Here is a 24818-nt window from a genome sequence, read left to right as displayed (position 1 = left end):
GTTTCCTCCCCATTGTTATGGCCTCCGCCTGTTCACACATTTTGAAATGGTGGATGAACGCCTGAATTCGGTGAAAACGTATCCGTATTTTGATTTGGACGGAAAGATGCAATGTATTCGTCCGTATCCTTGTATTCCAATACTCCTACTGCTTCAACATCAACGACAACCATATAAGGTTTCTTGCTAGCGATTGCATTTGCTAACCCATCCTTAAACCCACCGACCGAGGATACTTTCTCTGATTCAAAGCCCATTGATTTTGCCATCATGACGAAATCTGGATTTTTCAAGTCGACAGATGTACGTCTGCCATAAGCTGCTTCTTGGTAGTATCTTAAGATTCCATATCCGCCATCATCAAATAAGAGAACGATAATCGGCGTATCTTCCTGAATCGCAGTAATCATCTCACCAGCATTCATCATGAATCCGCCGTCTCCTACAATAAGAACGACAGGCTTTTCTGGCTGACCAATTTTGGCACCAATCGCCATTGGCAACCCTTGACCGATTCCCCCCCCGGTCATGTAAAGGTAATTTCTTGGTTCATAAATGTCGAACAATTTATTCCCCCAAGTATATCCGGGTATGGTTACGTCAGTCACCAAAATCGTATTCTCAGGCAGCTGTTCACGTATGATATCTGCAACGTCTCCGTAAGGGCCAATATTGCTGCGAAGTTCATCACGAACGGCATGACGGGCAGCCTTCACTTCATTCACATAAGCAGCATCTGGTTGAATCACCTTTTGTGCTAACGCAATGTTGATCTCATGTAAAACGTCTTTTGCATTCCCAACCAGTGTATACAATGTATCAAAGTTGCGGTTTAATGCATTGGGATTCAAGTCGATATTTATATGATTTTCTGGTACTGGGAGCGTCCAGTTATTCGTTTCCGTTCCGCGAAAACGGACCCCAATACTGAGAAGTAGATCCGAGTTTCTCAATAGTTCCTCCACTTGAGGAGTAAAAGCAAAGTTACCGATGCAAAGCGGGTGATTTTCAGGGATTGACCCTTTACCGGATTCACTTGTAACGACTGCAGGTTGAATCTTATCTACCAGCATTTGAAGTTCCTCAGAGGCATTAGAAGCAATCACTCCATTTCCTGCCCAGATGACTGGTCTTTTTGCTGTAGCAATCTTTTCAAGTACTTCTGCAGGAATGTTGATTTTCGTTTTTGAATTTTGACCCATTTCCACCTCGACCAATTGATTTTGCGGGATTATTTGCGATTGGAAATTCGTTGGAATGGAAATAGTAACAGGACCAGTCGGAACAGTCCGTGCCTCTTTAATCGCCAATCGCATAAATGGGGTGATTTGCTTTGGACGCTTCAACAAATAGGCAGCTTTGTTTGCACCATCCATCATCTTTAACTGATCCTTCGCTTCGTGGATATAACGTTGATCCGTTCCAATATAATTTGAATCAGCTTCCCCTGTAATGTGCAAAACAGGAGTCCCTGCGTTCCATGATTCTACCAATGAACCTGCACCGTTCCCAGCTCCAGTACCAGTACTTGTTATGACAACGCCCAATTTTCCTGTCGCACGTGCATAGGCATCAGCCATGTTGACCGCTCCACTTTCACCGCGGGCAGTGACGATACGGATGCTTCCTTCCCTTAGTATCGCGTCATAAATCGGCATATTGTGAATACTAACGATCCCGTAAACTACGTTCACTTCTGCTTGAACAAGCTCTTTTACGATTGCGTCTGCAACTGTGAATTCCGTTTGATTGTTCATGGTAATACCCTCCAAACATTGCGTTTTTATCTTACAATTTCTTCACTATTCACACGTTCCTGAATAAAAACTAGGGATTTTTTTGCTTCCGAAATCATTTGTTGAATGAGTTCATTCACTGAAGGTATTTCTTTAATCAAACCAACAGACTGCCCACACGACATCAGTCCACCATCCACATTTCCTTCAAAATAAACACTTTTCGCTCGTTTACCCGTGATTAACGGAAGTAATTGCTCGATGGTTGCTCCTTCCTTTTCCAGCCGTTCCACCTCTTTACTCACTTCATTGACTGCCACACGTGAAGGACTTCCAATATTTCGTTGAACAATAATCGTATTTGTTTCATCCGCTTCAAGCATCCAATCTTTCACATGATCATGAATAGGCGATTCTTTCGTAGCCATGAATCTAGTACCCATGAGAACACCTTCAGCCCCGAGCGCTAAGGCACTTATTAATCCTCTTCCATCAGCAATTCCGCCTCCAGCAATAACTGGAATGTTAACGGAATCAACAACACGGGGAAGCGCCACTAACGTCCCGACATCGCTCATTCCGGGATGACCACCTGTTTCATTACCGACAACCGTTATGGCATCTACCCCTACCCTTTCCGCAGTTTTTGCATATTTAGGTCCAACTACCTTATGAATAACTTTGAAATGATTTTCTTTAAACATTGGCATGAATGGTTCAGGGCTCCTGCCGCTCGTTTCAACAATTCGAACATCTTCTTCAATCATTACTTGAATAAATTCTTTATTTGGGATGGGGGTTTGACTTGGAAAAAGGCTCAGATTTACGGCAAAGGGTTTGTTCGTCAACGATTTAACCTTACGAATCTCTTGTCGCAGCAGTTCAGGTGTTCCTTGTGTTGCCGAAGTAATAATGCCTAATCCACCTGCTTCAGATACAGCAGCCGCCAACCCTGCTCTGCCGACCTGAAACATTCCGCCGCAAATAATGGGATATTCTATTCCTAATAACTCAGTTAATCTTGTTTTCATACTTCAACACCTCTTCTACTTTATGAATCTAGCTTACTACCAGAAAACTTACATGGACTCACCTAAAAAGGTCATTACATACATCAGTGACTTTAAGACGGGTGAGTCCATCAATCCAACAATTGGAATCACTTCATGATTATGAAAAACTAGTGTCACCCTTTAATAGTTGTTTTCCTATTGTCCGTTTTTGCATTTCTGTCGTACCATCTGGTATCCGTTGTTCTCTTGCCCATCTCCATACATGTTCAAGCCCCAGCTCATTCGTTAATCCCATACCACCATGAATTTGCATACACTTATCAAGAACGGACTGTGTCATTTCGGTTGAGTGTGCTTTAACCATTGATAGCTCCTTGACTGGAGTGCCTTTTTGGGTCTCCACCTTCCACGCACAGTGCAGCACCATATTTCGAGCTGCATAGATTTCGAGTGCACATTCCGCCAGCATCATTTGTATCGCCTGGTGATTACCTATGGTTGTACCAAATGTTTTCCGTACATTTGCATAGTCAATGGCTTTATTTAAAGCCCATTGTGCGGTACCGACACAGTTTGCGGCCACAGATAACCGTCCAAGGTTTATTCCATCAAGTGCTGTTCCAAATGCCTGATGCAATTCACCAATAATATATTTCTCATGTACCCTGGCATCTTCGAGAGAAATGATTCCTACCTCCCCGCCCAGGTTCCCTAATAGGGCTATTGCATTATCACACACGCACGTAACCCCATCCATTGGGACAAGAAAACACGTGATACCCCCGCTTCTTTGTTTGGCCATCTCAGGCTCTGTAATGGCAAAAATCATTGCATAGTCAGAATAAGCGGCATACGAAATCCATTGTTTCGTTCCATTTAGAACCCAATAGTCGCCATCTTTCACCGCTCGTGTTTTTAAATTCCATATATCGGAACCCGCGTCAGGTTCTGAAAGTCCAAAACATAACCAGGTTTCCCCACTTTGTACTCCAGGTAATATTTCATCCCTCACCTCTTGTCTAAGCCCTTTCAAAACTGGGGTCAGCCCATCGGTAAATAAACCAATTGGGAAAATATGTTGGGTTAATAGATCTTGACCAAATTTTTTATAGACCATTTCGTGAATAAGAGCCATATTTACGGGGCCAAATACATCCCCCGTTCCTCCCAATTCTGGAGGGGCAAACATATTGAAAAAGCCCGCTTCGGCAGATTTTGCCCTAACCTGGCGAATGGCTTCCATCGTTTCTTTTGAATACAATCCATTTTCATCATAAAAGTATCTTCCATTGCTTAATTGTTTATGATATTTCTTTTTAAGCGGTTCAACCTCCCGCTCAACAAATTTTTCAATTGAGGCTACAACTTCTTTTACTTCTTCTGGAATCCTGAAATCCATTATTATCAGCTCCTATTAAGTGATGTTCAACTAATTTTTCATTTTGAAAACTAATTTCTACGTCAGTATGGCATTATTTTTTGAACACTTGGTTCTTCTGTTTTGACTGTACCGGCAACTGTTCTTATGAAAGCATCCACAGCTACTGCACCTTGACCTTCAGGGAGTACTAAAAGCGGATTGATCTCCATTTCCAAGATATTATTTCGATGGGCTTCAGCATAGGCTGCCACGGATTCAGCCGCCTTTACGACCGCCTCAATATCCCCTTTAGGGCTGCCTCTAAATCCTGTTACTAATTTTATTCCTTTAAGCGAATACAGCGCTTCCAAAATTTCTTCACGACTTGCAGGCAATAGAACAGGTACACTATCATTTACTAAATTGACAAGTATACCACCCATACTTATCACCAAAGCCAATCCAAATTGATCATCCCGCTTTATACCTATGTTTAATTCAGCCACAGCATTTGGTATCATTTCTTCCACTAAAAGCCGTATGTCGTCAACATCCATCTTATCTGCCAAATTCTTATGGATGTCTAGCAATGCCTGTCTAACTTCCTCTTCCGTTTGCAATTTCAATTTGACAGCGCCGATATCGGTTTTATGGGCAACCTTTGCGCTTACTCCTTTAGCGACAAATGGCCCTGCCATTCCTTCGTCTATTAGATGTTCATCCTCAATAGAGACCATTTTTCCATAAGGGACCTTTACACCATACGAAAGAAGTGCTTGTTTCCCCTGCCATTCATCCAACACAATGCCCTCATTCTCTTGAGGTCGATCTTTGGGCAATAACAAGTTAGATGGTACAGGGAAGTTATTCCTTCTTCTTTCGTTATATACTGTAACAGCGTTAATCGCGGTAAATGCATCTGTCATCCCTTGCAGAGGTGTAATCCCATTAGATAGGAATTTTTCACGAAAATGAATAGGCATTCCTTCTGGCAATACTGATATAACAAGTGCCTGTGTTCGCGTTTGTTTATGAACCTGTATATAGGCATTGACGACAGCTTCCCATGATTCCATATCTCTATACTCATTATCCAAGTAATCAAAAATGAGCAATGTAGTATGGAATTGTTCTTGCATAAAGCTTGTGAAACAATTGACTAATTTTTCTTCATCTCCCCAAATGGACATATTATAGTCAAGGGGATTGGACACATGTTCAAACTTCGTCAACTGTGATTTCAGTTCTTCCCTTTGTTTAGCAGTTAAATCTGGAAGGGAAAACCCGTTTTTCGCTGCTTCATCGGCCGTAATTGCTGATTCGCCACCTGATACTGTCAGAACTCCTACATTTCGCCCCTCTATTGATCCTGCAACTGAAAATAACTTTAACGTTTCCAAAAATGCAGACAGTGAATCAACCCGGCAAATATTTAGGCGTTTAAACAGCGCTTGATAGAGGTCATCCGATCCAGCCAATGAACTGGTATGACTCATGGTTAATTGACTTCCGATTTCAGAAACACCTGTTTTATATGCCACGATAGGAATTCCTTTTTCCAAAGCCGTTTTGGCGGCTTGAATAAACTTTTCCATATTACCCAGACCCTCGATGTGTAAACCAATTGCTGTAACCCTTGGGTCATCACACATAGCCATCATATAATCAGCGATATCAAGCACTGCTTGATTGCCGATACTCAGTGCGTATGCGAGCGGCAATGAGCGGCCATTCATGGTAATATTAAAGCTCAGGTTTCCGCTTTGGCTAATAATTGCGACACCTTTATCCGTCGGTTCGGATCCAAAACGATCGGCCCATAATGGCACTTGATCCAAGTAATTTATTACTCCATAACAATTCGGACCGATCAATGCCATATCACCGGCAGCCTCGATGAGATCCTTATGCAAATGGTTATTGCCCACTTCAGAAAATCCCGCAGCGTAACAGACACATCCAAAGGTTCCCATTGTTCGCAATTCCTTTATGGCCTCAACGGCTCTATCAGCCCGTATGGCAATAAAAGCTGCATCTGGCACCCGCGGAAGTTCATTTATGTTTTTGTAGCAGCGAACTCCTTCGATTTCCATCTCTGTTTTATTTACAGCGTAAATTTCCCCTTGGAATCCTATCTTTTTACAATTTTGAATACCTTTTTGGATAATATTTTTACCGCCTATTAAAACAAGATGTCTGGGATTAAGCATTCGCTTTAAATTTTCCAGTCTACCCTCCATTCGTTCCCCCCCCATCATTTCCAACTGAACCACATACACAAATATATAATGCAAATTTTGTGCCACTATTTAAAACCTTTGTTTTACACCTTTCTTCGACAGGTATCTCTCCTTAAAATGAGTTTTGTATACTCACTTGAACCATAATTAACTCACCTGCTCATCCGTTCGTGATCATTCAGAATAATCGTGGTATTTTTCACTGAACTTACAGAGTGCTTATGATATACTCTTGTTATTGGAATATTCATAATTATTTATGGGGGAATTTGTGGAATGAATCAGTCAATTAACCCTGACAATATCGAAATAGCAGGGGAAACTCTTAAAGAACTTTTGGATTATTCATCAGACGAGATTTTCATATTTAACCGCGACAGACAAATTATTTATGCAAATAAAGTTTGCGAAAAAAATTATGGTTTACCAAGGGAGCATTTACTGGGCAAATATAGTAATGACTTGTTAGAAAAAAAGTATTGGACCCCAGCCATTTATCCAGAAGTTTATAAAAGGAAAAAGCCATTTTCAATTATTCAAACAACGAATATGGGTATAGAATTGCTTACTTCAGCCATCCCCGTTTTAAATGATAAGAATGAAGTCGAATTATTGATTACAACCGCAAGAGAGTTAAAAAACCACAAAATTATTACGTTAAACGTGAACAAAAAATCGCAGACACAGGAGGAACACGGAATAATTTCTCGTTCCACTAAAATGAAAGGGATCCTTGCCTTTTGCCAGAAGGTCGGAATAACAGATTCTACCATTTTAATTCAAGGGGAATCAGGTACTGGGAAAGGGGTGCTTGCCAATTATATTCATCAAATAAGTAAACGTAAAAACATGCCTTTTCTAACCATCAATTGTGCAGCCATTCCTGAGGAGTTATTAGAATCAGAACTGTTCGGGTATACAAGAGGGGCTTTTACCGGATCTAATCCTTCAGGGAAAATGGGATTGCTGGAAGTGGCGAATAATGGAACCGTTTTCCTTGATGAAATAGGCGACATGTCCCTCTCTCTCCAAGCAAAATTACTTCAAGTAATACAAGATAAAGAATTTATTCCAATTGGCGGGCAAGAGAAGAAGAAAGTAAATATCCGGTTCATTGCAGCAACAAACCGGGATTTGGTAAAGCAGATTGAAACGGGGCAATTTAGAGAGGATTTATACTACCGCTTAAATGTGATTGATCTCACCTTACCGCCACTTAGAGAGAGAAAGGAAGATATTATTCCACTTATCTATCATTATCTAAATAAATTTAACCAAGTGTATGAGTCGAATAAGCTTATTTCTCAAAAGTGCCTTGGCGTACTGGCGGGATATTCATGGCCGGGAAATATACGCCAACTGGCAAACTTAATCGAGAAGCTGGTCATTATCAGTGATGCTGTCATTGATTTTCACGATCTTCCGGAAACATTCCATAAAAAACAGGATACAGATCTTCAGTTAAATGAGCCTAGGACACTGGACGAGGCCATTGACCAAGCAAAAGAATATATGATCAGAAAATCCTATCAAAAATTCAAAAGTTCGAGAAAGGTTGCAAAAGATTTACAGATTAGCCAAACGACTGCAACAAAGCTTATCCAAGAATATTGCGGCGATTTACGCAGTATAAAATAACTATTTATGGAAAAAAACAGAAAGTAATCCACCCTAGTTCAAGGGCGGATTATTTTTTATGAATTAATATTTATCACCTGTTCGATTTGATTTCAAGGTCTGCTTTTCTAAATGTAGTGCTAACTGAAAAACTATATCCATTGAATAGAACCAAACTCCCCATGTGGATGGTTTTGCAATCTGTATCTTTTATATTCATGCTCTAACCTTGATAGCGGTAATTCGTACAGCATTTTGTCCTCTTTCTTATATACATTTAAAAAAATTAGCTTATTGATAAGTTTTTGTCTCTTCTTTTCCACATGATTATTGTTCATAAGAAACACTCCCCCATTTTTCCTTTTTCGCTAAGAAAGACGTTACCGTTCCATTTACCAACCCAAGAAATTCCCATTGGTTTTACTTGTTTATTTTTGTTATATTCATTATAAACATACAATTCCTATCTGTAAAGTATGAATTGAAAATAAAAAGTCTTCTCAATGGATAAATACTCATTTTTTCTCATTTTTATGCATTTTTCTTGTTTTTTACTATAGAATCTATTATTCTTATAAAAAATAATAGATGAGGTGCAGACGAAATGAAGAAGAAAATAAGTTTATCCTTTATCGCATTGATTTTTAGTCTTTTGACAATTGTTGGTAGAGCTTCTGCTGAAACTGTTACATACAAGCCTTCCCTTGTACACAAAAACGGGGCAATGGCCTATGAACACATGAAATATTTAGCATATGAAATAGGTCCAAGGGTGGCAGGAACGGACAATGAGCGAAAAGCAGAGCAATATATTAAAGGTCAATTCGAACGGGTCGGCTTGGAAACAACCGTACAAGATTTTAGCTACATAAGAAGGGGAACAACAACCCATTCCTCAAACATTATTGCGTATAAGCCTGGAAAATCAAGTAAACAAATCATTGTAGGCGCTCATTATGATTCGGTTTCTGTTGGACTTGGAGTTGATGATAATGCATCGGGTGTCGGAGTCTTATTGGAAGTAGCTGAAGTGCTGAAAAATATCCCAACCCCATACTCTATTGTGTTCATCGCCTTTGGTGCGGAAGAAACCGGTTTAAGAGGTTCAACTAACTATGCTGCCAATATGACACCAGCGGAAATTAAAAATACAATTGGTATGATTAATATGGATAGTCTTGCAGTCGGTGATAAGATGTATGTCTATGGGGGACTTGGAAAGGCTGGTTTTATACGTGATCAAGCCTTGGAGATTGTGAAAAAGAAGAAGTTACCTGTTGGTACTAATCCCGGCTTGAATCCAGAATATCCTGCAGGTACAACCGGTGACTGGAGTGATCATGCACCATTTAAAAACCTTGGTATTCCATACGGATACCTAGAAGCAACTAACTGGGAAATCGGTGAACTAGATGGTTATGACCAAACTGTTCAATATGGTGGTGTATGGCATACCGATAAAGATACCATTGAATTTATTGAACGAGAATACCCAGGCAGAATTCAAGAACATCTGTCAACCTTCAGTACTCTGTTAACTGATCTGTTAAAATTTATGGATAAAACTAGTACATCCAAATAAAAGCAATTTCATTGATTCATAGGAGTGTTACGATCTCTAACACTCCTGTTTTTTACATAAAATAGATAATTTCCTTCTCAGTTACCTCATTCTTAGGAAGACAGTGACGCCAAAACACTCATTCCTCCGCATACATATAATACCTGACCTGTGGTGAACCAATTTTCCTCGTCCGCAAAATATTCCACGACATTCGTAACCTGCCTTGGAGTACCCACTTTCCCCATTGGCTGACTGCTCATGCGAAATCCGACTTCCTCTTCTGTGCTCTGTTGATGAAGCGGTGTATCAATCATACCAGGCGCAACACAATTTACCGTTATTCCCATTCTTGCCGTTTCTAAAGCAAGCGACCTTGTAAGGCTAACTATTCCGCCCTTTGAAGCTGCATAATTACACTGGGCTGTACCGCCCAGCCACCCTCTTGAAGAAATATTAATAATCCTGCCATACCCTTTTTCCTTCATTATTTTTATTGCCTCACGACAGCATAAAAAATAGGATGTAAGGTTTACCTTTATAATTTCGTCCCAGTCCTCGTCCTTCATTTCTGTAATGGGCAAATTGCGCATAGTACCAGCATTATTGACAAGTATATCGACAGTCCCATAAGTGTTTAGCACCGTTTTAAATAAGTCGTCACACTCACTGCTTTGGGAAACATCAGCCTTCACAAATATGGCCTCGCCGCCTTCTGACTTTATTGTATCAACAATTTTGTTCCCTCTTTCCTCATTTCTTCCAACTACCACTACCTTACAGCCATTTGCCGCAAATTTAACGGCAATATCCTCACCTATTCCTGATGTACTGCCGGTAATAACCGCAACCTTATTTTTCATCGGACGTCCCTCCATCGTAAAATCTTCCAACTAAGGAAAAAACTCAGGATTTCCGATACTGCTTGATACCCGAAAACCCTAAGTTCATTCACTATCATTTAATTAATTATCAAATCTATCAAAAAATTTTTTACTAACTAACTGCTCGAACTGCTTTTTTAGTCCGTTTGCTTGGATCCTTCAGCTTTTCGCCAAAGAACATTTCAATGATATCGTCATCCGGCTTTTTAGTGAATAATGCCACTAGAATAAAGGCTGTAACCGAAAGGATCAGTCCAGGAAGTATCGGGTGAACTGCCCATAGTGGCTTTAATGACGGGAAGATATACATTGCCGCTGTAGAACCGAAGCCGACGATCATGCTGGCAAGACATGCCTGTGAATTGGCTCTTTTCCAGTAGAAGGTGCCAATAAGCGATGGCAGGACTCCCGCTCCCATCATCGCAAACGCTGATGACCATAGGAAGAAGATTCCTTGAACTGTTTGAGCAAAATACGCAATGATTATGGATAAAACCGTACAGACAATCATGGTGACCCTTGAAATTTTAACAACTGTTTTTTCTGATGCATTCTGATTAATCAGTTTTTTATAAATATCATAGCCTGCGGCTTGGGCTGAAATAATAAGCATCGTTGAAGCTGTTGACATAACTGCTGCAATAATACCAATCAGAACAATTGCAGCAACTAAGGGCGGGAGAATACCCATAACAACCGTTGGGAAGGCATAGTCAATTTTATCAAGGTTTGGATAGGTCACCCTTGCATATGCTCCTATAATAAGCCCGCCGATCAGAATAATACAGTTTGGTATAAGGATAAGGGCAACACCACTGATCGCAGCCTTTTCATCCTTTGCAAGGTAGACCCTTGTCATTTGATGTGGCTGTGATAGATTACCCATTGTCCATACAAGGAAGAATGAGATGACCATACTTAAGGTAAAATAGCTGTTTGTTGGAGATAAAAGTTCAGAACCCCCTGCCCATGGCTTTCCTTCTGGAACAGAAGCCTGTCCAAAAGCAGATATCAGATTCTCAAAGCCTCCACCTTTAACTAATGCCACACTCACCGATACAACAATGGCAAATATCATTAAAACAAGGCAGGCCGTATCCGTCCACGCGACAGCCTTTGCGCCGCCCGAATAAGAATAAAGTAAAACCACAACCGCGCCTATGATAATACATGTCATATAAGAAAGGTCTGTAACAAGACTTAAAACGGTAAAAATCCCCAGGTACATAGCTGCCATCCCAACCGTATAAATCATCAGGATCAAAAGCGAATAAAAGCCTCTTGTAAATTTAGAAGGATACCTTAAAGCAATCAGGTCTGGCATGGAACGTGCTCCGTAATAATAGCCGATTCTCCAGAATTTTTTTGCAAAAAATGCCGCTAATATAAACATGGGAAGGATTGTAGCATTAAAATTCCAAATCTGCGACCAACCGGCAGCATAATTGGCTCCAATCTGTACAATAAAGGTTCCGGCACTCATAAAACTGGCGCCATATGTACCGGCAACAACCCACTTGTTCATGCTTCTTCCTGCTACATAATAATCATCAGCTGTATCTTCCTGTCCTTTTGAAGCTAAAAATCCGATTACAATTAGAAAAAGCAAGTAAAGAATAAAAACGATAATATAAATATTCATACACTATCTCCTTTCAATTTAAGGTAGAAACATGGATACATTTATTGTTCATTCATTGAATCCTTTGGTTCATCCAGCACGCTTTCTGTTTTTTTAGACAGCACCACGCAAATACCTACAGATAAAACTGTCTGAATGATAAGAATTGCAGCCATCCAATATACGTCTCCCATAAAATCTCTCCACTCCTTTTCTAGTAAACTCTATATATTTTCGGCTTGCTTCAACCTCTTAAAACCTCAAGCACCATTCGTGCCACAAATGCACTTCTTATGGCAACATGATCTGTATTTATATATTCCTTGCCTGGCTGGTGGACAAAATCCCCGCTCATTCCCAAACCGTCAAGCGTCGGGCACCCAACAGATGCGGTAAAGTTGCCGTCGCTGCCGCCTCGTGTAATAATGCCCTCCATTTCCATCCCAAACTCTTTACCAACCTCTTTGGCCTTTTCATACAAGGCCTTATGTTTAGGGTCCTTTTCATCAAAAGGCGGCTTTTCTATGCCACCCTTTGTGGTAATTTTAACGTTAGGGTTAAATGGCTTAAGATTCTTAAACAGCTGATCATATTCCAACGCCATCTCTGATGAAGAAAATCTTGCATCGATTGTAAGCTCTCCATCCCCGGGAACGGTTGGCCAGCCGGCATGACCACTCTTTAAGCATGTACAGGCAACCGTTATACCCCTATTCACGTCTGATAGGCTTTCCAGATAAACGGCCTGCTGTGCCAGTTCCATTAAGCCGCTTTCAGCATTTTCAGGTTCCTGACCCGAATGAGCTGGTTTTCCCTCCGCCACAAAGGTATAGTTGCTTCTGCCAAAGCGGCCGATTTTTAAGCCGCCGACATAGTCGCCCCTTGTACTTTCCATTACAAAGGCAGCCTTGCTCTTTTTTGCCAGCTCCTCATAGTACATGTGTGAGGAATAGCTTCCAGCTTCTTCATCAGAGCTTAAGAAAAAAGCAATCTTTTTGTTTTCAGGCAGCAGCTTTAGCTCCTTAAGGGCTTTGGCAACCATGTATACCTGTACATCTCCTCCTTTCATATCAAGGACACCAGGTCCCCACACCTTTGTGCCATCCTGTTTCCATAGCTCACCAAATGACCCCTTTGAATAAACCGTATCATAGTGTCCTACAAAAAGTACCTGCTCATCGCCTTTACCCAATTCCATAAGCAAATGGTCACCATAGCGGCTGTCCTTACTTGGGACAACAGTGCACGTAAAGCCAATATCGGAAAAGATTTTTGCAAAATAATCCCTGCACTTTTTAAGGTCTTCCTTGTCACCTTCTGTTGGTGTTTCGATCAGCACAGCTTCTTTTAACACCTCTAAAAACTCATTATTATGCGTTTCCATATAATCCAAAAGCATGTTTGCCTCTGTCATGAAATGAACCCCTTTCTTATTTAAGCAAAAGTCTGTTTTCGTATTCGGTCTGGGTTAGCAGTTCATAACCATCTTCTGTAATGGCCACCATATCCTCAATCCGTACGCCGCCAACACCTGGAAGATGCACTGACGGCTCAATGCAAAATACCATTCCCGGCTCAATCACCCATGGTTTTTCACCCTTTGCAGATGCTTCTCCAATAATAGGAGCCTCCTGAAGACAAACACCCGTGGCGTGTCCTGTCACACCAAAATACCAATATTTCTCATAACCGGCCTTACGGAGAACATCTCTTGATGCTTTGTCTATATCAGAAGTCAAAGCTCCCGGTTTGCAGGCCTCAATGGCTGCCATTGTCGCGTCATAAACGGCCGTATATACTTTTTTCTGCTCATTGTTTAAAGGATTTCCTGCCATCACCGTCCGGCAAAAATCACTGTGGTATCCGTTGTAACAACAGCCCACATCCATCAACACAAAGTCTCCGTTTCTGATGATCCTCTCCGTCGGGAACCGGACAAGCGTTATGGCATTCTCACCGGAATTCACTTGTGTAGGATGTGTGTGGCCGCCTTCCGAGCCGCGCAGGATCATTTCATTATGTATCATCGCTGAAACCTCTATTTCGGAAAGTCCCGGACGCAGGTTTTCAATAGCAACCTGTGTGCCCGCTTCAGCAATAGCACACGCCTTTTTAATTAGATATATTTCTTCAGCACATTTTACCGCTTTCGCTTTTGCGAAGGCCTGGCGCCCATCAACAAACACATAATCAGAAAACGTTTCTTTGAATACTTGAAATAGCTGGAATCCCATTTCATCAATTCCAATTTTGGCGCCCTTTTTGAGACCAAGCTCACTAAAAATTTCTTTAAATTGGGCTACACTGAGCATTGGATCCATTGGAAGTGGTTTTACCTTTTGTTTAAGCCATGGCATAAACGCAATAGCCCTGTCATAGTCACCGCTTGCAACCAAAGCCCAAGGGTCATCACCCACAGCTTTAACCGCTGCATACCTGAAATAATAAAATACATTCGGACTGTTCGGGCGGAAGCTTGTTAAATAGCGCACATTATCAACCCTCATGGTAATCATGCAGTCAAGCTCGTGTATTTTCATTTGCTCATCTATTCTAGTAAGCCTGTATTCTCTCATTTTCTCCATGCTTATAGGTTGTTCAAAATCAAATTCTGCCATTACTGTTTCTCACCTTTCTGCTGAACCATTCCGTTTTCAATACATATTTTAGCCCTTCAATATCCTTTTCTTTCATTTAAGAACCTATCTTTTATGCCATAACTGCCCCGCCATTTATGTCCAAAACTTCGCCTGTAATATAGGCAGCTTCGTCACTGGCAAGAAATACAATGGCATTAGCCACTTCCATAGCCGTTCCCGGTCTTTTTAATGAGAGCCGATCAAACACCCCCTGCATGTTCTGTGTTTTGGCCCAAAGCTCCGTTATTCTCGGACTTGCCTCAATATAACCAGGGGATACAGAATTTACGCAGATGCCGTATTGTCCAACCTCCCTTGCCAAATACTTGGAAAACTGGTCAATTCCGGCTTTAAGGCTGGAATAGGCTATATTCGTATTGTCACCCGCAGCCCTTCCTATGAGGGAAGATACATTTACAATCCTTCCATGATTTCTTTCCTTCATTCCCGGAAGTACTTCTTTACAGCAGAGAAACACATTTTTCAAATTCAATTTATACACTTCATCAAAGTCGTCCCCTGTCATGTCAAGGGTAAACCTTCTGCCAGTGCTTCCTCCGGCTACATTGCAGAGTATATCCACTCGTCCAAACATTTTATAGCATTCGGCAAACGACTCTATAACTGCATTCGGATCGGTTACATCCGTTGATTGATAAAAGCATTTCACACCGTAACTTTCACATGTTTTCTGTGTTTCCTTCAGCTTTTCCTCGTCCCGGCTCATCAGAAACAGAGTCGCCCCGTTTTTAGCAAGGAGAATGGCCGTTGCCCTGCCGATCCCGCTTCCAGCCCCGGTTACGACCGCAACTTTTCCTTCAATGCTTGGGAACAAAACCATCTTTTCTTTTTGCATTCAACTTCCCCCTATTGGATTATTTCTCCTCCTGGTTACATGTTATCGGATCATATCCCTTAGAATTTTCAGATTTTAGGACTAAGACTTAATTGAACCATTTTCGAAACGATGGCATCGCCCATTTCTATCGTCGTGGCAGTGCCCCCCAAATCAGGAGTTCTTATTATGCCATCAAGTAACACGCCTTCGATAGAATCAAGTATTAATTTGCCTGCTTCATAGAGTTCGAGATGGTCCATCATTAGACTAAGGCTCCAAATGGAGGCAATTGGATTAGCAATCCCTTTTCCGGCAATGTCGGGAGCAGAACCATGAATGGGCTCAAACATGGACGGATAGATCCGCTCCGGATTAATGTTTCCGGAGGGTGCCAGCCCCAAACCTCCAACAATCGCTGCACCTAAATCTGTCAGAATATCACCAAATAAATTACTTCCGACCACTACGTCAAGTGTCTCGGGTCTTGAAATAAAATAAGCTGCTAAAGCATCAATATGGTAGAGTTGCGTTTGAACATCCGGGTAACTAGAGCCGATTTCTTTCACCATCTCATCCCAAAACGGCATCGTAAAATTAATCGCATTTGATTTTGTTGCCACAGTCAGGTTTTTCTTCGCTCTTTTTTCAGCCAGGGAAAAGGCATAGTTTAGGATTCTCTCAGTCCCATATCTAGTAAATATGTTATTTTGCATTGCCAGTTCATACGGGGTTCCCTCATGAACACGTCCGCCGCTGTTGGAATATTCCCCTTCCGTATTTTCCCTGACAACAACAAAGTCGAGGTCATCATGATGTTTATATCTTAGAGGACTTTCTAACCCTTTTAGGAGTTTGATCGGCCGCAAATTTACATACTGCTGGAATTTTCTGCGGATGGGCAGGATTAACTCCCAAACCGAGATGTGATCAGGTACCGTTTTAGCCCCAACTGCACCAAATAGAATAACATCAAAGTCTTTTAAGATCTCTAGGCCGTTCTCCGGCATCATTCTTCCCTGTTGGAGATAATAATCACAACCCCAATCAAAGGTTTCACATGAAAAATTTATCCCGCCGTGAATTTCTTCTGCTTTTTTTAATACTTTTACGGCTTCATTGGTCACTTCTGGACCAATCCCATCACCAGGAATTAACGCAATGGAATAATGTTGCATATGCTTCACTACTTTCTTTTTTCATTATCTGCTCTATCTTTCGAATAACTAATATGCAATTTTTATGCCAAGAGTCAAAACTCAGAAAAATCAAAAAAATCCAAACAAAAAACAGGGATTGATTTCCCTGTTCAGCGATACCATTGTTTCAAACTGCAACATAATGTTGCTTTTTACAACATCATAAATTATATTCTTTCATTTTTCTCCAAAGGGTGGACCGGTCGATTCCAAGAGACTCAGCGGCTAACTTTTTATTATAAGCGAATTTTTCTAATGTGGTTAGAATCAGTTCTTTTTCTTTATTTTTTATGCTTGGTTGATTGGGCACATCCCCTAAGATCTTTCTTCTTCTTAATTTTTCCAAAAGAAATTTTGCCCCATGAAGCCCTAAACAGTTCCCCTCCTCCAGAACCACCATCCTTTCAATGGCATTCCGCAATTCACGAATATTCCCCGGCCAATCGTGCATCTGAAATAAACTAATTAATTCTTTTTCAACAGCTTTTATTTTGTTTTTTCTTTTTTCATTAAATTCAACTAGAAACGAGTCTACCAGTTTAGGGATATCTGTTAAACGCCCGCGTAGAGGCGGCAATTCAAGAGCTAGTACATTTAGCCGATAATATAAGTCAGACCGGAATTGTTTCTCTTCAACCTCCTCCTCCAAATTCCGATTCGTTGCTGTAATGATTCGAACATCTACTGGTATGATTCGCTCTCCGCCGACACGCCTAATTGTTTTTTCCTGAAGTACCCTTAATAAAAGAGCTTGAATTCGTAGAGGTAACTCACCAATTTCATCCAAAAACAGCGTACCTCCATGGGCAAGCTCAAATAAGCCAGGCTTTCCATCTTTTAGAGCACCTGTAAACGTCCCTTTCTCATATCCAAACATTTCACTTTCCAAAAGATTTTCAGGAAACGCTGCGCAATTCACGGCTACAAATGGACCAAGTGATCGATGACTTGCAGAATGAATCCCTTGAGCAAATAATTCTTTACCAGTTCCAGACTCACCGGTTATTAAAACAGTAGATTCCGTTTCAGCAAATTTCCTTGCTAATTCTTTTGTCTCCATTATCACCTGTGTTTCTCCAACAATATCACTTAATCGATACTTTGCCTCTAAACCATTTTGATGTAGCTTTTTACGAAGTAGTAATTCCACTTTTTGAATATCTGTAATTTCTTTAAAATTTGATACAGCTCCGACAATTTTCCCTTTTACGATAACGGGGGAGCGGTTAATGACAATTTGGCGACCCCCAACAAGAGCAATATCATCTCTTTCAATCTTTCCAGTTTCCAACACTCGAATCATATCAGACTGAGGAATAAACTCTGTGATATTCCTCCCTTTCGGATTCTCTTCGAAACCAAGAATGGTTTTCGCATGCTTATTAGCCAAGATAATATTTCCGATTTTATCGACAGCAACCACTCCGTCATGCGTGGAATTAACGATCGCCTCTACCTGAAATCTTTCTTTTATAATTTCTTCCGTTAAGCTTACTAGTGAACAGGCTGTTTGTAGTATGGGAATGATAGAAGTAAACGCCGGCTTAATAAAATGCACATGCTTATTCCATGGCACAGAAATTAACCCTTTCATCCATATTGGTGCCAGATTCAAATGATTAGGGCTAAGTGTGGAAGATTGTTTGTCTAGTAAAAACGAGATATGAATCTTTTCATTCTCAAGATATTCTGTGTATTCTTTTTTCAGCCACATAATTTCGTCGTTTGAGGCGATATATGTATAGCCCTGCTTTTCCTTGGATTCAAACAACTCGTTTATTGACTTTTTTATATCCCCTGCCCTGATTGAAATCGGAATAATGGGAAACGAAACACCCTCCAATTCTTGCCGAAAGATAACAGGTGTAAGAATAACCATCGGATTCATAATCTGATCCAATATTGAATTAATCGAATAAAAGCTGGCAGTCTGATACCCCAAATCAGTATAGAATTTTTTTATTTGATCTTCGTATAAATCATTCATTTTATAAAGAGCTATCATCCAATCTCATCCCTTGTTCTGAATATTCTTTATTTATAGTAAGGTTATCTTTCATTATTGTAAACCAAAAAAAACATGGGGACGGTTTTTTTGGGGACATCGGAAGTTTTGTGCGTAAAAGGGCACAACAATAAAAAAATAAAAAAAATAAATTTACTTTCATAAATTGTGGGTATTATACGTATATCAAAAAATTCTTTAAGAAAGAAGTGATTATGTTGATTTGGACAATTATTAGTTTGTTACTTTTATTTTGGGTTCTTGGGCTTGTTTTCCATATTGCTGGAGGACTGATTCACCTTTTACTCGTAGTGGCTGTCGTGGTGTTCATTTTCAAATTATTCTCCGGGAGAACAAAAGGAAATGCGTAGTTTATACCAGCAATAGCGTCAGTCAGTCCCCCGCTACCTTGGATTTCATGAAAAAAATCCAAAATCGGCGGCCATGTGGTTTCATCCAGTTGGCCACAGGGTAAGTATGGTGTAAGCACATTTAATAAATGGCACAATCCAAACGAGGAGTGATCTACATGGAAAAGCAGCTACATGATCAAGATATAGCCAATCATATTTACAAGAACGGTGATTCGTTAACAAGTTTTGATGATTTTAGGGAATACCTAAGAGGAAAAGTAGATTTGGGTATAAAACTAGGGATGGATGAGGAGCAATTAGCCAATTCGGCGCAAAAAGTAGCCGATTATCTTGCGGATAAGCAATCACCAAAAAACTCTGAAGAGCGGTTATTACAAGAGCTTTGGAAAGTGGGTACGGAGGAGGAACAGCATAAGTTAGCACATTTGCTTGTACGATTGGTACAGGAATAATGGAATAACGATTATAGTAGACTATATGACAAGAAACTAACCTATCCGTATGAGGATAGGTTAGTTTTTTCCAGTGTATACATATTTACTACGATAAAATGTCAGGCTATACGTTTTTTGATTGTAGGAAAATTCAGCGGTCACATATTCCTCTACAACAAAAAAATGGTGTATTAAAAAAAATGAAAAGAAAATGGTGTCACACAATTGAGGGCACTATTCATTTTTTACATTGGACTTGATATATCGGTCCTCTGATGATCATGCTCTATTTCCAATTTTTTAGACGGGTCTATCTTTAATGTCACCAATACACCGATAAACAATAACAACACGGACATAATAAATGGAACCTGCCAGTTACCTGAAAACGAAATTAAAAATCCAAAAGCAACGGGTGAAAGCATGCCAGCCACGCCAAATCCAGTGTTCATCATACCGCTTGCTGTTCCTGCATGATTTGGGGCAATATCCATTGGGATTGCCCATAAATTAGCATTACAAAGCTCAAGGAAAAAGAAAGCTAGACTCATAGATATGGCAATCAACGTAAGATTATGCACAAATAAGGTCGGTAATAAAAAGATGAGGGAACCCGTTAAACCTACAATCAGGATTGAACGGCGGGCAAGCTTCAAGTCTTTTGTCTTCACGTAAATTTTATCTGATAACACTCCTCCAAGAGTATCGCCAATGACACCTGACAACAGAATACCCGCCGCAAATAAGGCCGAATTTTTAATATCTAAATGATAAGCAGTATATAAAAACGACGGAAGCCAGGTTAAATATACCCATAATGTCCATCCATAGCAAAAATCTACAAATGTAACAGGAAGAATTCTTTTACAAAGTTTTTTCCAAGGAATGATTTTTTTACTTTGCTGCTCCTTACCTTCAAATGGAGGCAATGTGTTCAATTCCTCTTGTGTAATTTTCGGGTGATCCTTTGGATTATCTTTAAAATACCAATGCCATACAACCATCCAAATTATACTAATTGCACCCATGATAAAGAATGATTCTCTCCATCCGAAAGCTACTATTAGTAAGGCAATAATGGGAGGTGCCACTGCATTTCCAAGCCTGGAAGCCGAATGGACAATCCCTTGTGCATAGCCGAATTTTTCCCTTGGCAGCCATTGTGCCATCGCTTTTGTAGCGGTAGGAAAAGCAGCGCCTTCTCCAAAACCTAGCCCAATTCTTACTAAAACGGCACTTACCAATCCTGTGACCATACCTGTTAACGCCGTTGTTAGTGACCAAATAAGGCCAACAAAGGTAAGCGTCTTCTTAGCCCCCACCTTATCACCTATCCAGCCGCCAAATATTTGAAGAAACGCATAGGGATAGGCAAAGGCGGATAGAATTAAACCCATTTCCGTTGTGGACAAACCTAGATCTTTTTGTATAAATGGAGCTGCAGTGGCAATATTAACCCGATCGATGTAGGTGATGAAGTACATTGCACATAGAAGAAATAACACCTTATTTCCAACTGTGATTTTTTTCTTCATACCTTTCCCCCTATAATTTGGTTTTGCCTTGCTTATCCTAATCTAAAAAATTTTTTTCAATCACTTGACGGATATTTTTAAGTTCCCACATTAAACAATCATATTTTAAAGCGCTTACATTTTTTAGTTAAATGATAGTACTATTCCTGCCAGTTGGTGCGGCAGGAATTAGCGCTTACAATTAAATCTTCGAAGCTAGAATGGATTCTAATAAGGTACCTACCTGTCTAGGACGCTCGGCAACAAGAGCACCCGCATTTTTTAAGGCAATCATTTTGTCTTTAACAGTACCTTTTCCGGCGGTAATAATCGCGCCGGCATGGCCCATTTTTTTCCCTTTTGGAGCAGTCCTCCCGCCTAAGAAGGCAACAAGCGGTTTGGTAAAAACCTTATTTTCAATCGCTTCAGCTACCTCCTCTTCCATCGTTCCTCCCAGTTCCCCGATCAGCACGACTGCATCTGTATTCGGATCCTCTTGAAATAATGGCAGTACCTCGGCAAACCGGGTTAATGGTACAGGGTCACCGCCTATCCCAATGAGCGAGGAAGCCCCAAAACCGGCTCTTACCACCTCCGCCGTTATTTCATTTGTCAGAGAACCGCTTCGTGTCATAATCCCAATCCGGCCGGGACGGTATACTCTTTCCAGCCAATATGGAAAAAAACCCATCATTGCCTGACCCATAGAAATAATACCTGAAGTATTTCCGCCAATCACCATGGCACCAGCGCTCATAGCTGCCTTTCTCATTTGAATGGCATCATGTAATGGAATACCGTCACACAATATCACTACTTTTTTAATTCCGGCATCAAGCGCTTCAAATAATGCCTCTTTGGCAAATCGTGGCGGGACAAACAACAGGGATGCATCAATCGGAATATTCTTTGCGGCCCTTTTTACGGTATGAAATACTGGGACATCTTCAACATACTTGCCTTCCCTTCCCGGTGTTACACCTGCTACAACATTTGTCCCATAATCCAGCATATGTTTCGTCCAGAAGCTGCCTTCCTTCCCGGTAATCCCCTGTACTACTACACGTGTAGACTGGTCTAGAATGATGCTCATCGTTTCACACCTCCTGAAAGTGCAATCGCTTTAATGACTGCTTGCTCCGTATCAATTAATGGTTCAATTTCGACAGTCCGCAGCAGCTTATGTGCTTGTTCCTCGCCAGTACCTCGAATCGCGGCAACAATTGGAAATGGAGGCTGCAGTTCTCTAATGGCTTCCGCAATTCCTTCCGCCATGACATCAGCTCTTGCAATCGTCCCAAATGTAACAATTAACAATACTTTAATATCATTTTTCATCATAATATCCATGGCCATTTTTGCCTTATGATAGTTCGGACCGCCAAACTCTAAATAATTGGCAACGCTTCCTCCATAATCATTTACGAGATCAAATACCGTGTTAGTTAAACCGGCTCCGGCACACATTAATCCAATATCTCCATCAAACTGGATATAGGGGATTCCCTCCTTTGCAGCTTCATATTCTGCATCGTTTTCGTAATAGGCCCTTGTCAGCTGAAACTGGGGATGTCTAAATAAGGCATTATCATCTATGGTTACTTTCCCATCTCCCGCTATTAATTTTCCGTCCTTTGTGACAATCAATGGATTTATTTCCACTAACTCTGCTTCATTTTTTCTAAAAACATGATATAAATCCATCAATAACTTCGTTCCTAAACCTATTAATTGATCCTCTATCCCCATATCATAAAGCAGCCCGCGAACTTGATAGCTCTGAATGCCTTCTGAAAGATCGATGTTAATTTTATGAATTTTTTCCGGGATATTTTTTGCAATTTCTTCAATGTCGATCCCGCCTTCCGCGCAAGCCATCATCATCGCCGTTCCTGTTACCGGGTCGGCTGTAATCGAGACATATAGCTCTTTCTCAATTTGGATGGCCTCCTCTATCAAAAGGCCGGACATATTTTTGGCTTTTGAAAAAATCGCTTCTGCTTGGCTTGATGCTTCTTCCATATTGTTTACTAGTTTGATAAGTCCTGCTTTCCCCCTTCCTCCTTGCAGAACCTGTGCTTTGAGAACACAAGGAAAGCCCACCTGATCGATTGCTCCCCCCATTTCATCGTAATCTTCGATAAATGTCCGATTTGGAACAGGAATTTGAATTTGTTTAAAAAGTTCTTTTGCTTGATATTCAAATAGTTTCATCGTAATACCTCGCTTTATTTGCCGTATTTATTCCAATAATTTCCCCACAATTCCTCTTCTGTTGGTACTACTTCCGGGATAATCCGAGATACTCTTGTAATATTTAGAAAATGTTTATAGGATAAATTTTCTCCGATGTTATTGCCGCCCCATGTACCGCCACCCATCGAAAGCGTAAAATTTAATCCATTATTGAAATTACCGCCATTTCCATAGACTTGAACTTGATTGATTAACAGTCTGCATACATCCATTTCAAACCCTATTTGCTCCATATGTTTTTCATCGGTCGTATGCAGTCCGCAAGAATGGCCTCTGCCCTGGTAATTTAAAATTTCCTTGGCTTGGTTAATGGCTTCTTGGAAGTTAGCAGCTTTATACACGGTTAAGACAACGGCTAATTTTTCCCCGGAAAAAGGATAGTCCCTTCCAATTCCAGTTTCCTCCACCATAAAAAAGGTAGCCCTTTGTGCATCTGGATGAGCCAAACCTGCCTCCTGTGCAATCACATGAGGATCTTTAGCTAGTGTTCGAACATTTCTTTTTCCATCAATCCACATTGCCTCTTGTAAGAGATCTTTCTCTTCCGCATTACAGAGGTATCCACCTTGCCGTTTTAGCGCTTCGATCATTTGATCATAAATTGCCGCTTCAATCACAACTGAGTTATCGTTTGAACAGCTGGTGGCATTGTCAAAGGTTTTACTTAAGAAAATTTTACGAGCGGTCTCTTCAATATTTGCTGTTCGATCCACAATAGACACAACATTTCCGGCCCCTACACAGGCGTTCGGCTTCCCGCTTGTCTGCCCGGTTTGGACATTGTTAGCTGAACCCGTCACCGTTAAAAAATCTGCCTGATTCATTAATTCTTTTGTAATCGCTTTATTTACAGGCGCAGGGAGTACTTGAAAAAGATCTTTCGGTGCACCAATTTTGTCGAGCTCTTTGTGTATATAGTTGAGAAGTAGTTGACTTGTGGAATGTCCTTTTGGTGAAGGAGCGATAATAATGGCATTTCGCCCTTTTAATGCCATCATAGCAATATTCGCAGGGGTTGCACCCGGGTTTGTAGATGGTACGATAGCCGCTACCACCCCAACAGGCTTGGCAATTTCAGTGATTCCCTTTGCCTCGTCAATATGAATGATCCCTACCGATTTTGCTCCTTTAAGGTCACGTAAGGTTCCCATAGTTTTCCGGCGTTTTTTTAAGACCTTATCTTCATAACGACCCAATCCTGTATCTTTTAAGGCCAATTCAGCCAAACGTTCAGCATGACCGGGCTTATAGATTGCCCATGCCACAGCTTGAACCACTTCATCGACCTGTTCCTGGCTATAGTGATGAAAGATTTTCATCGCTTCTCTTGCTTTTTTGACCATTTCTGAGACTGTTTGTTGAACATTCACCTCGGCAGCTTGCATTTCACGATTTTTAACTTCTTTCATGGATTTCCCCTCCATCTCGTTCATTTTTTCGAAACCAGCTTTATAGGTTGACCTTGCATGTTTAATACTAATGGATGCAGGCGCGATAATTCAATAAATTTTAAATATTCGTTATATTCAG

The 24818-nt window shown here is 40.7% G+C and carries 21 protein-coding genes; 4 read left to right on the top strand and 17 right to left on the bottom strand.

Features of this window, described 5'->3' with window-relative positions; translation table 11 throughout:
* Positions 1-32: 32 nt before the first annotated feature.
* The 4 genes from FAY30_RS11895 to FAY30_RS11875 form a co-directional block, all read right to left on the bottom strand.
* Positions 33-1757: a thiamine pyrophosphate-binding protein gene (locus tag FAY30_RS11895; protein WP_149870084.1), complete on the bottom strand. Its 1725-nt coding sequence runs from the start codon at positions 1755-1757 to the stop codon at positions 33-35.
* A 26-nt stretch (positions 1758-1783) separates the two neighbouring features.
* A complete protein-coding gene (locus tag FAY30_RS11890; RefSeq protein WP_149870083.1) occupies positions 1784-2767 on the bottom strand; it encodes an NAD(P)H-dependent flavin oxidoreductase in 984 nt (327 codons plus the stop codon).
* 139 nt (positions 2768-2906) lie between these two features.
* Positions 2907-4148, bottom strand: coding sequence for an acyl-CoA dehydrogenase family protein (locus FAY30_RS11880; protein WP_223820950.1), 1242 nt, complete (start codon positions 4146-4148; stop codon positions 2907-2909).
* 62 nt (positions 4149-4210) lie between these two features.
* Positions 4211-6349 carry an acetate--CoA ligase family protein gene (locus tag FAY30_RS11875; RefSeq protein ID WP_190284888.1) on the bottom strand — a complete coding sequence of 713 codons (2139 nt, stop codon included), beginning with the start codon at positions 6347-6349 and terminating at the stop codon, positions 4211-4213.
* A 276-nt stretch (positions 6350-6625) separates the two neighbouring features.
* On the opposite strand from FAY30_RS11875, the gene FAY30_RS11870 reads away from it, so the two are divergent.
* The gene (locus tag FAY30_RS11870) at positions 6626-7987 is read left to right on the top strand and encodes a sigma-54 interaction domain-containing protein (RefSeq protein ID WP_149870079.1); all 1362 of its coding nucleotides are present in this window, start codon (positions 6626-6628) and stop codon (positions 7985-7987) included.
* Positions 7988-8118: 131 nt separating this feature from the next.
* Here FAY30_RS11870 and FAY30_RS11865 read toward each other — a convergent pair whose 3' ends face one another.
* Entirely contained in the window at positions 8119-8304 is a 186-nt protein-coding gene (locus FAY30_RS11865; RefSeq protein ID WP_149870078.1) for a Fur-regulated basic protein FbpA, read from the bottom strand.
* Between the two features lie 266 nt (positions 8305-8570).
* On the opposite strand from FAY30_RS11865, the gene FAY30_RS11860 reads away from it, so the two are divergent.
* A complete protein-coding gene (locus tag FAY30_RS11860; RefSeq protein WP_149870077.1) occupies positions 8571-9548 on the top strand; it encodes a M20/M25/M40 family metallo-hydrolase in 978 nt (325 codons plus the stop codon).
* Between the two features lie 92 nt (positions 9549-9640).
* Here the strand turns inward: FAY30_RS11860 and FAY30_RS11855 are convergent, their stop codons facing one another.
* The 8 genes from FAY30_RS11855 to FAY30_RS11825 all read right to left on the bottom strand — a co-directional run bounded on the left by FAY30_RS11855 (position 9641) and on the right by FAY30_RS11825 (position 18710).
* Positions 9641-10390: an SDR family NAD(P)-dependent oxidoreductase gene (locus FAY30_RS11855; protein ID WP_190284887.1), complete on the bottom strand. Its 750-nt coding sequence runs from the start codon at positions 10388-10390 to the stop codon at positions 9641-9643.
* A 133-nt stretch (positions 10391-10523) separates the two neighbouring features.
* Entirely contained in the window at positions 10524-12053 is a 1530-nt protein-coding gene (locus tag FAY30_RS11850) for a sodium:solute symporter family protein (RefSeq protein ID WP_149870075.1), read from the bottom strand.
* Positions 12054-12094: 41 nt separating this feature from the next.
* Positions 12095-12226, bottom strand: a complete 132-nt coding sequence (locus FAY30_RS27820) for a hypothetical protein (protein WP_263315350.1) — start codon at positions 12224-12226, stop codon at positions 12095-12097.
* 50 nt (positions 12227-12276) lie between these two features.
* Entirely contained in the window at positions 12277-13446 is a 1170-nt protein-coding gene (locus FAY30_RS11845) for a M20/M25/M40 family metallo-hydrolase (RefSeq protein WP_149870074.1), read from the bottom strand.
* A gap of 16 nt (positions 13447-13462) precedes the next feature.
* Positions 13463-14650: a M24 family metallopeptidase gene (locus tag FAY30_RS11840; protein WP_149870073.1), complete on the bottom strand. Its 1188-nt coding sequence runs from the start codon at positions 14648-14650 to the stop codon at positions 13463-13465.
* Positions 14651-14741: 91 nt separating this feature from the next.
* Positions 14742-15527 carry an SDR family NAD(P)-dependent oxidoreductase gene (locus FAY30_RS11835; protein WP_149870072.1) on the bottom strand — a complete coding sequence of 262 codons (786 nt, stop codon included), beginning with the start codon at positions 15525-15527 and terminating at the stop codon, positions 14742-14744.
* 68 nt (positions 15528-15595) lie between these two features.
* The gene (locus FAY30_RS11830; RefSeq protein ID WP_149872679.1) at positions 15596-16684 is read right to left on the bottom strand and encodes a tartrate dehydrogenase; all 1089 of its coding nucleotides are present in this window, start codon (positions 16682-16684) and stop codon (positions 15596-15598) included.
* Between the two features lie 181 nt (positions 16685-16865).
* Positions 16866-18710 (bottom strand): sigma-54 interaction domain-containing protein, encoded by a 1845-nt coding sequence (locus FAY30_RS11825; RefSeq protein ID WP_149870071.1) that lies wholly within the window; start codon positions 18708-18710, stop codon positions 16866-16868.
* 215 nt (positions 18711-18925) lie between these two features.
* On the opposite strand from FAY30_RS11825, the gene FAY30_RS11820 reads away from it, so the two are divergent.
* A complete protein-coding gene (locus tag FAY30_RS11820) occupies positions 18926-19081 on the top strand; it encodes a lmo0937 family membrane protein (RefSeq protein WP_411675480.1) in 156 nt (51 codons plus the stop codon).
* A gap of 158 nt (positions 19082-19239) precedes the next feature.
* Positions 19240-19536 (top strand): DUF3243 domain-containing protein, encoded by a 297-nt coding sequence (locus FAY30_RS11815; RefSeq protein ID WP_149870070.1) that lies wholly within the window; start codon positions 19240-19242, stop codon positions 19534-19536.
* Positions 19537-19763: 227 nt separating this feature from the next.
* Here the strand turns inward: FAY30_RS11815 and FAY30_RS11810 are convergent, their stop codons facing one another.
* From FAY30_RS11810 to sauS, 4 genes are all read right to left on the bottom strand, one after another.
* Positions 19764-21053 carry an MFS transporter gene (locus FAY30_RS11810; RefSeq protein ID WP_149870069.1) on the bottom strand — a complete coding sequence of 430 codons (1290 nt, stop codon included), beginning with the start codon at positions 21051-21053 and terminating at the stop codon, positions 19764-19766.
* 181 nt (positions 21054-21234) lie between these two features.
* Positions 21235-22125 carry a succinate--CoA ligase subunit alpha gene (sucD, locus tag FAY30_RS11805; RefSeq protein ID WP_149870068.1) on the bottom strand — a complete coding sequence of 297 codons (891 nt, stop codon included), beginning with the start codon at positions 22123-22125 and terminating at the stop codon, positions 21235-21237.
* Complete coding sequence (locus tag FAY30_RS11800; RefSeq protein ID WP_149870067.1) at positions 22122-23246, bottom strand: succinate--CoA ligase subunit beta; 1125 nt, start codon at positions 23244-23246, stop codon at positions 22122-22124. Before FAY30_RS11800 ends, sucD begins: the two co-directional genes overlap by 4 nt.
* 14 nt (positions 23247-23260) lie before the next feature.
* Positions 23261-24697, bottom strand: coding sequence for an acylating sulfoacetaldehyde dehydrogenase (gene sauS / locus FAY30_RS11795; RefSeq protein WP_223820949.1), 1437 nt, complete (start codon positions 24695-24697; stop codon positions 23261-23263).
* Positions 24698-24818: the final 121 nt, after the last annotated feature.

Source organism: Bacillus sp. S3, from assembly GCF_005154805.1.
Classification (GTDB): Bacteria; Bacillota; Bacilli; order Bacillales; family Cytobacillaceae; genus Neobacillus.
This window is presented reverse-complemented; position numbering and strand designations above follow the sequence as displayed.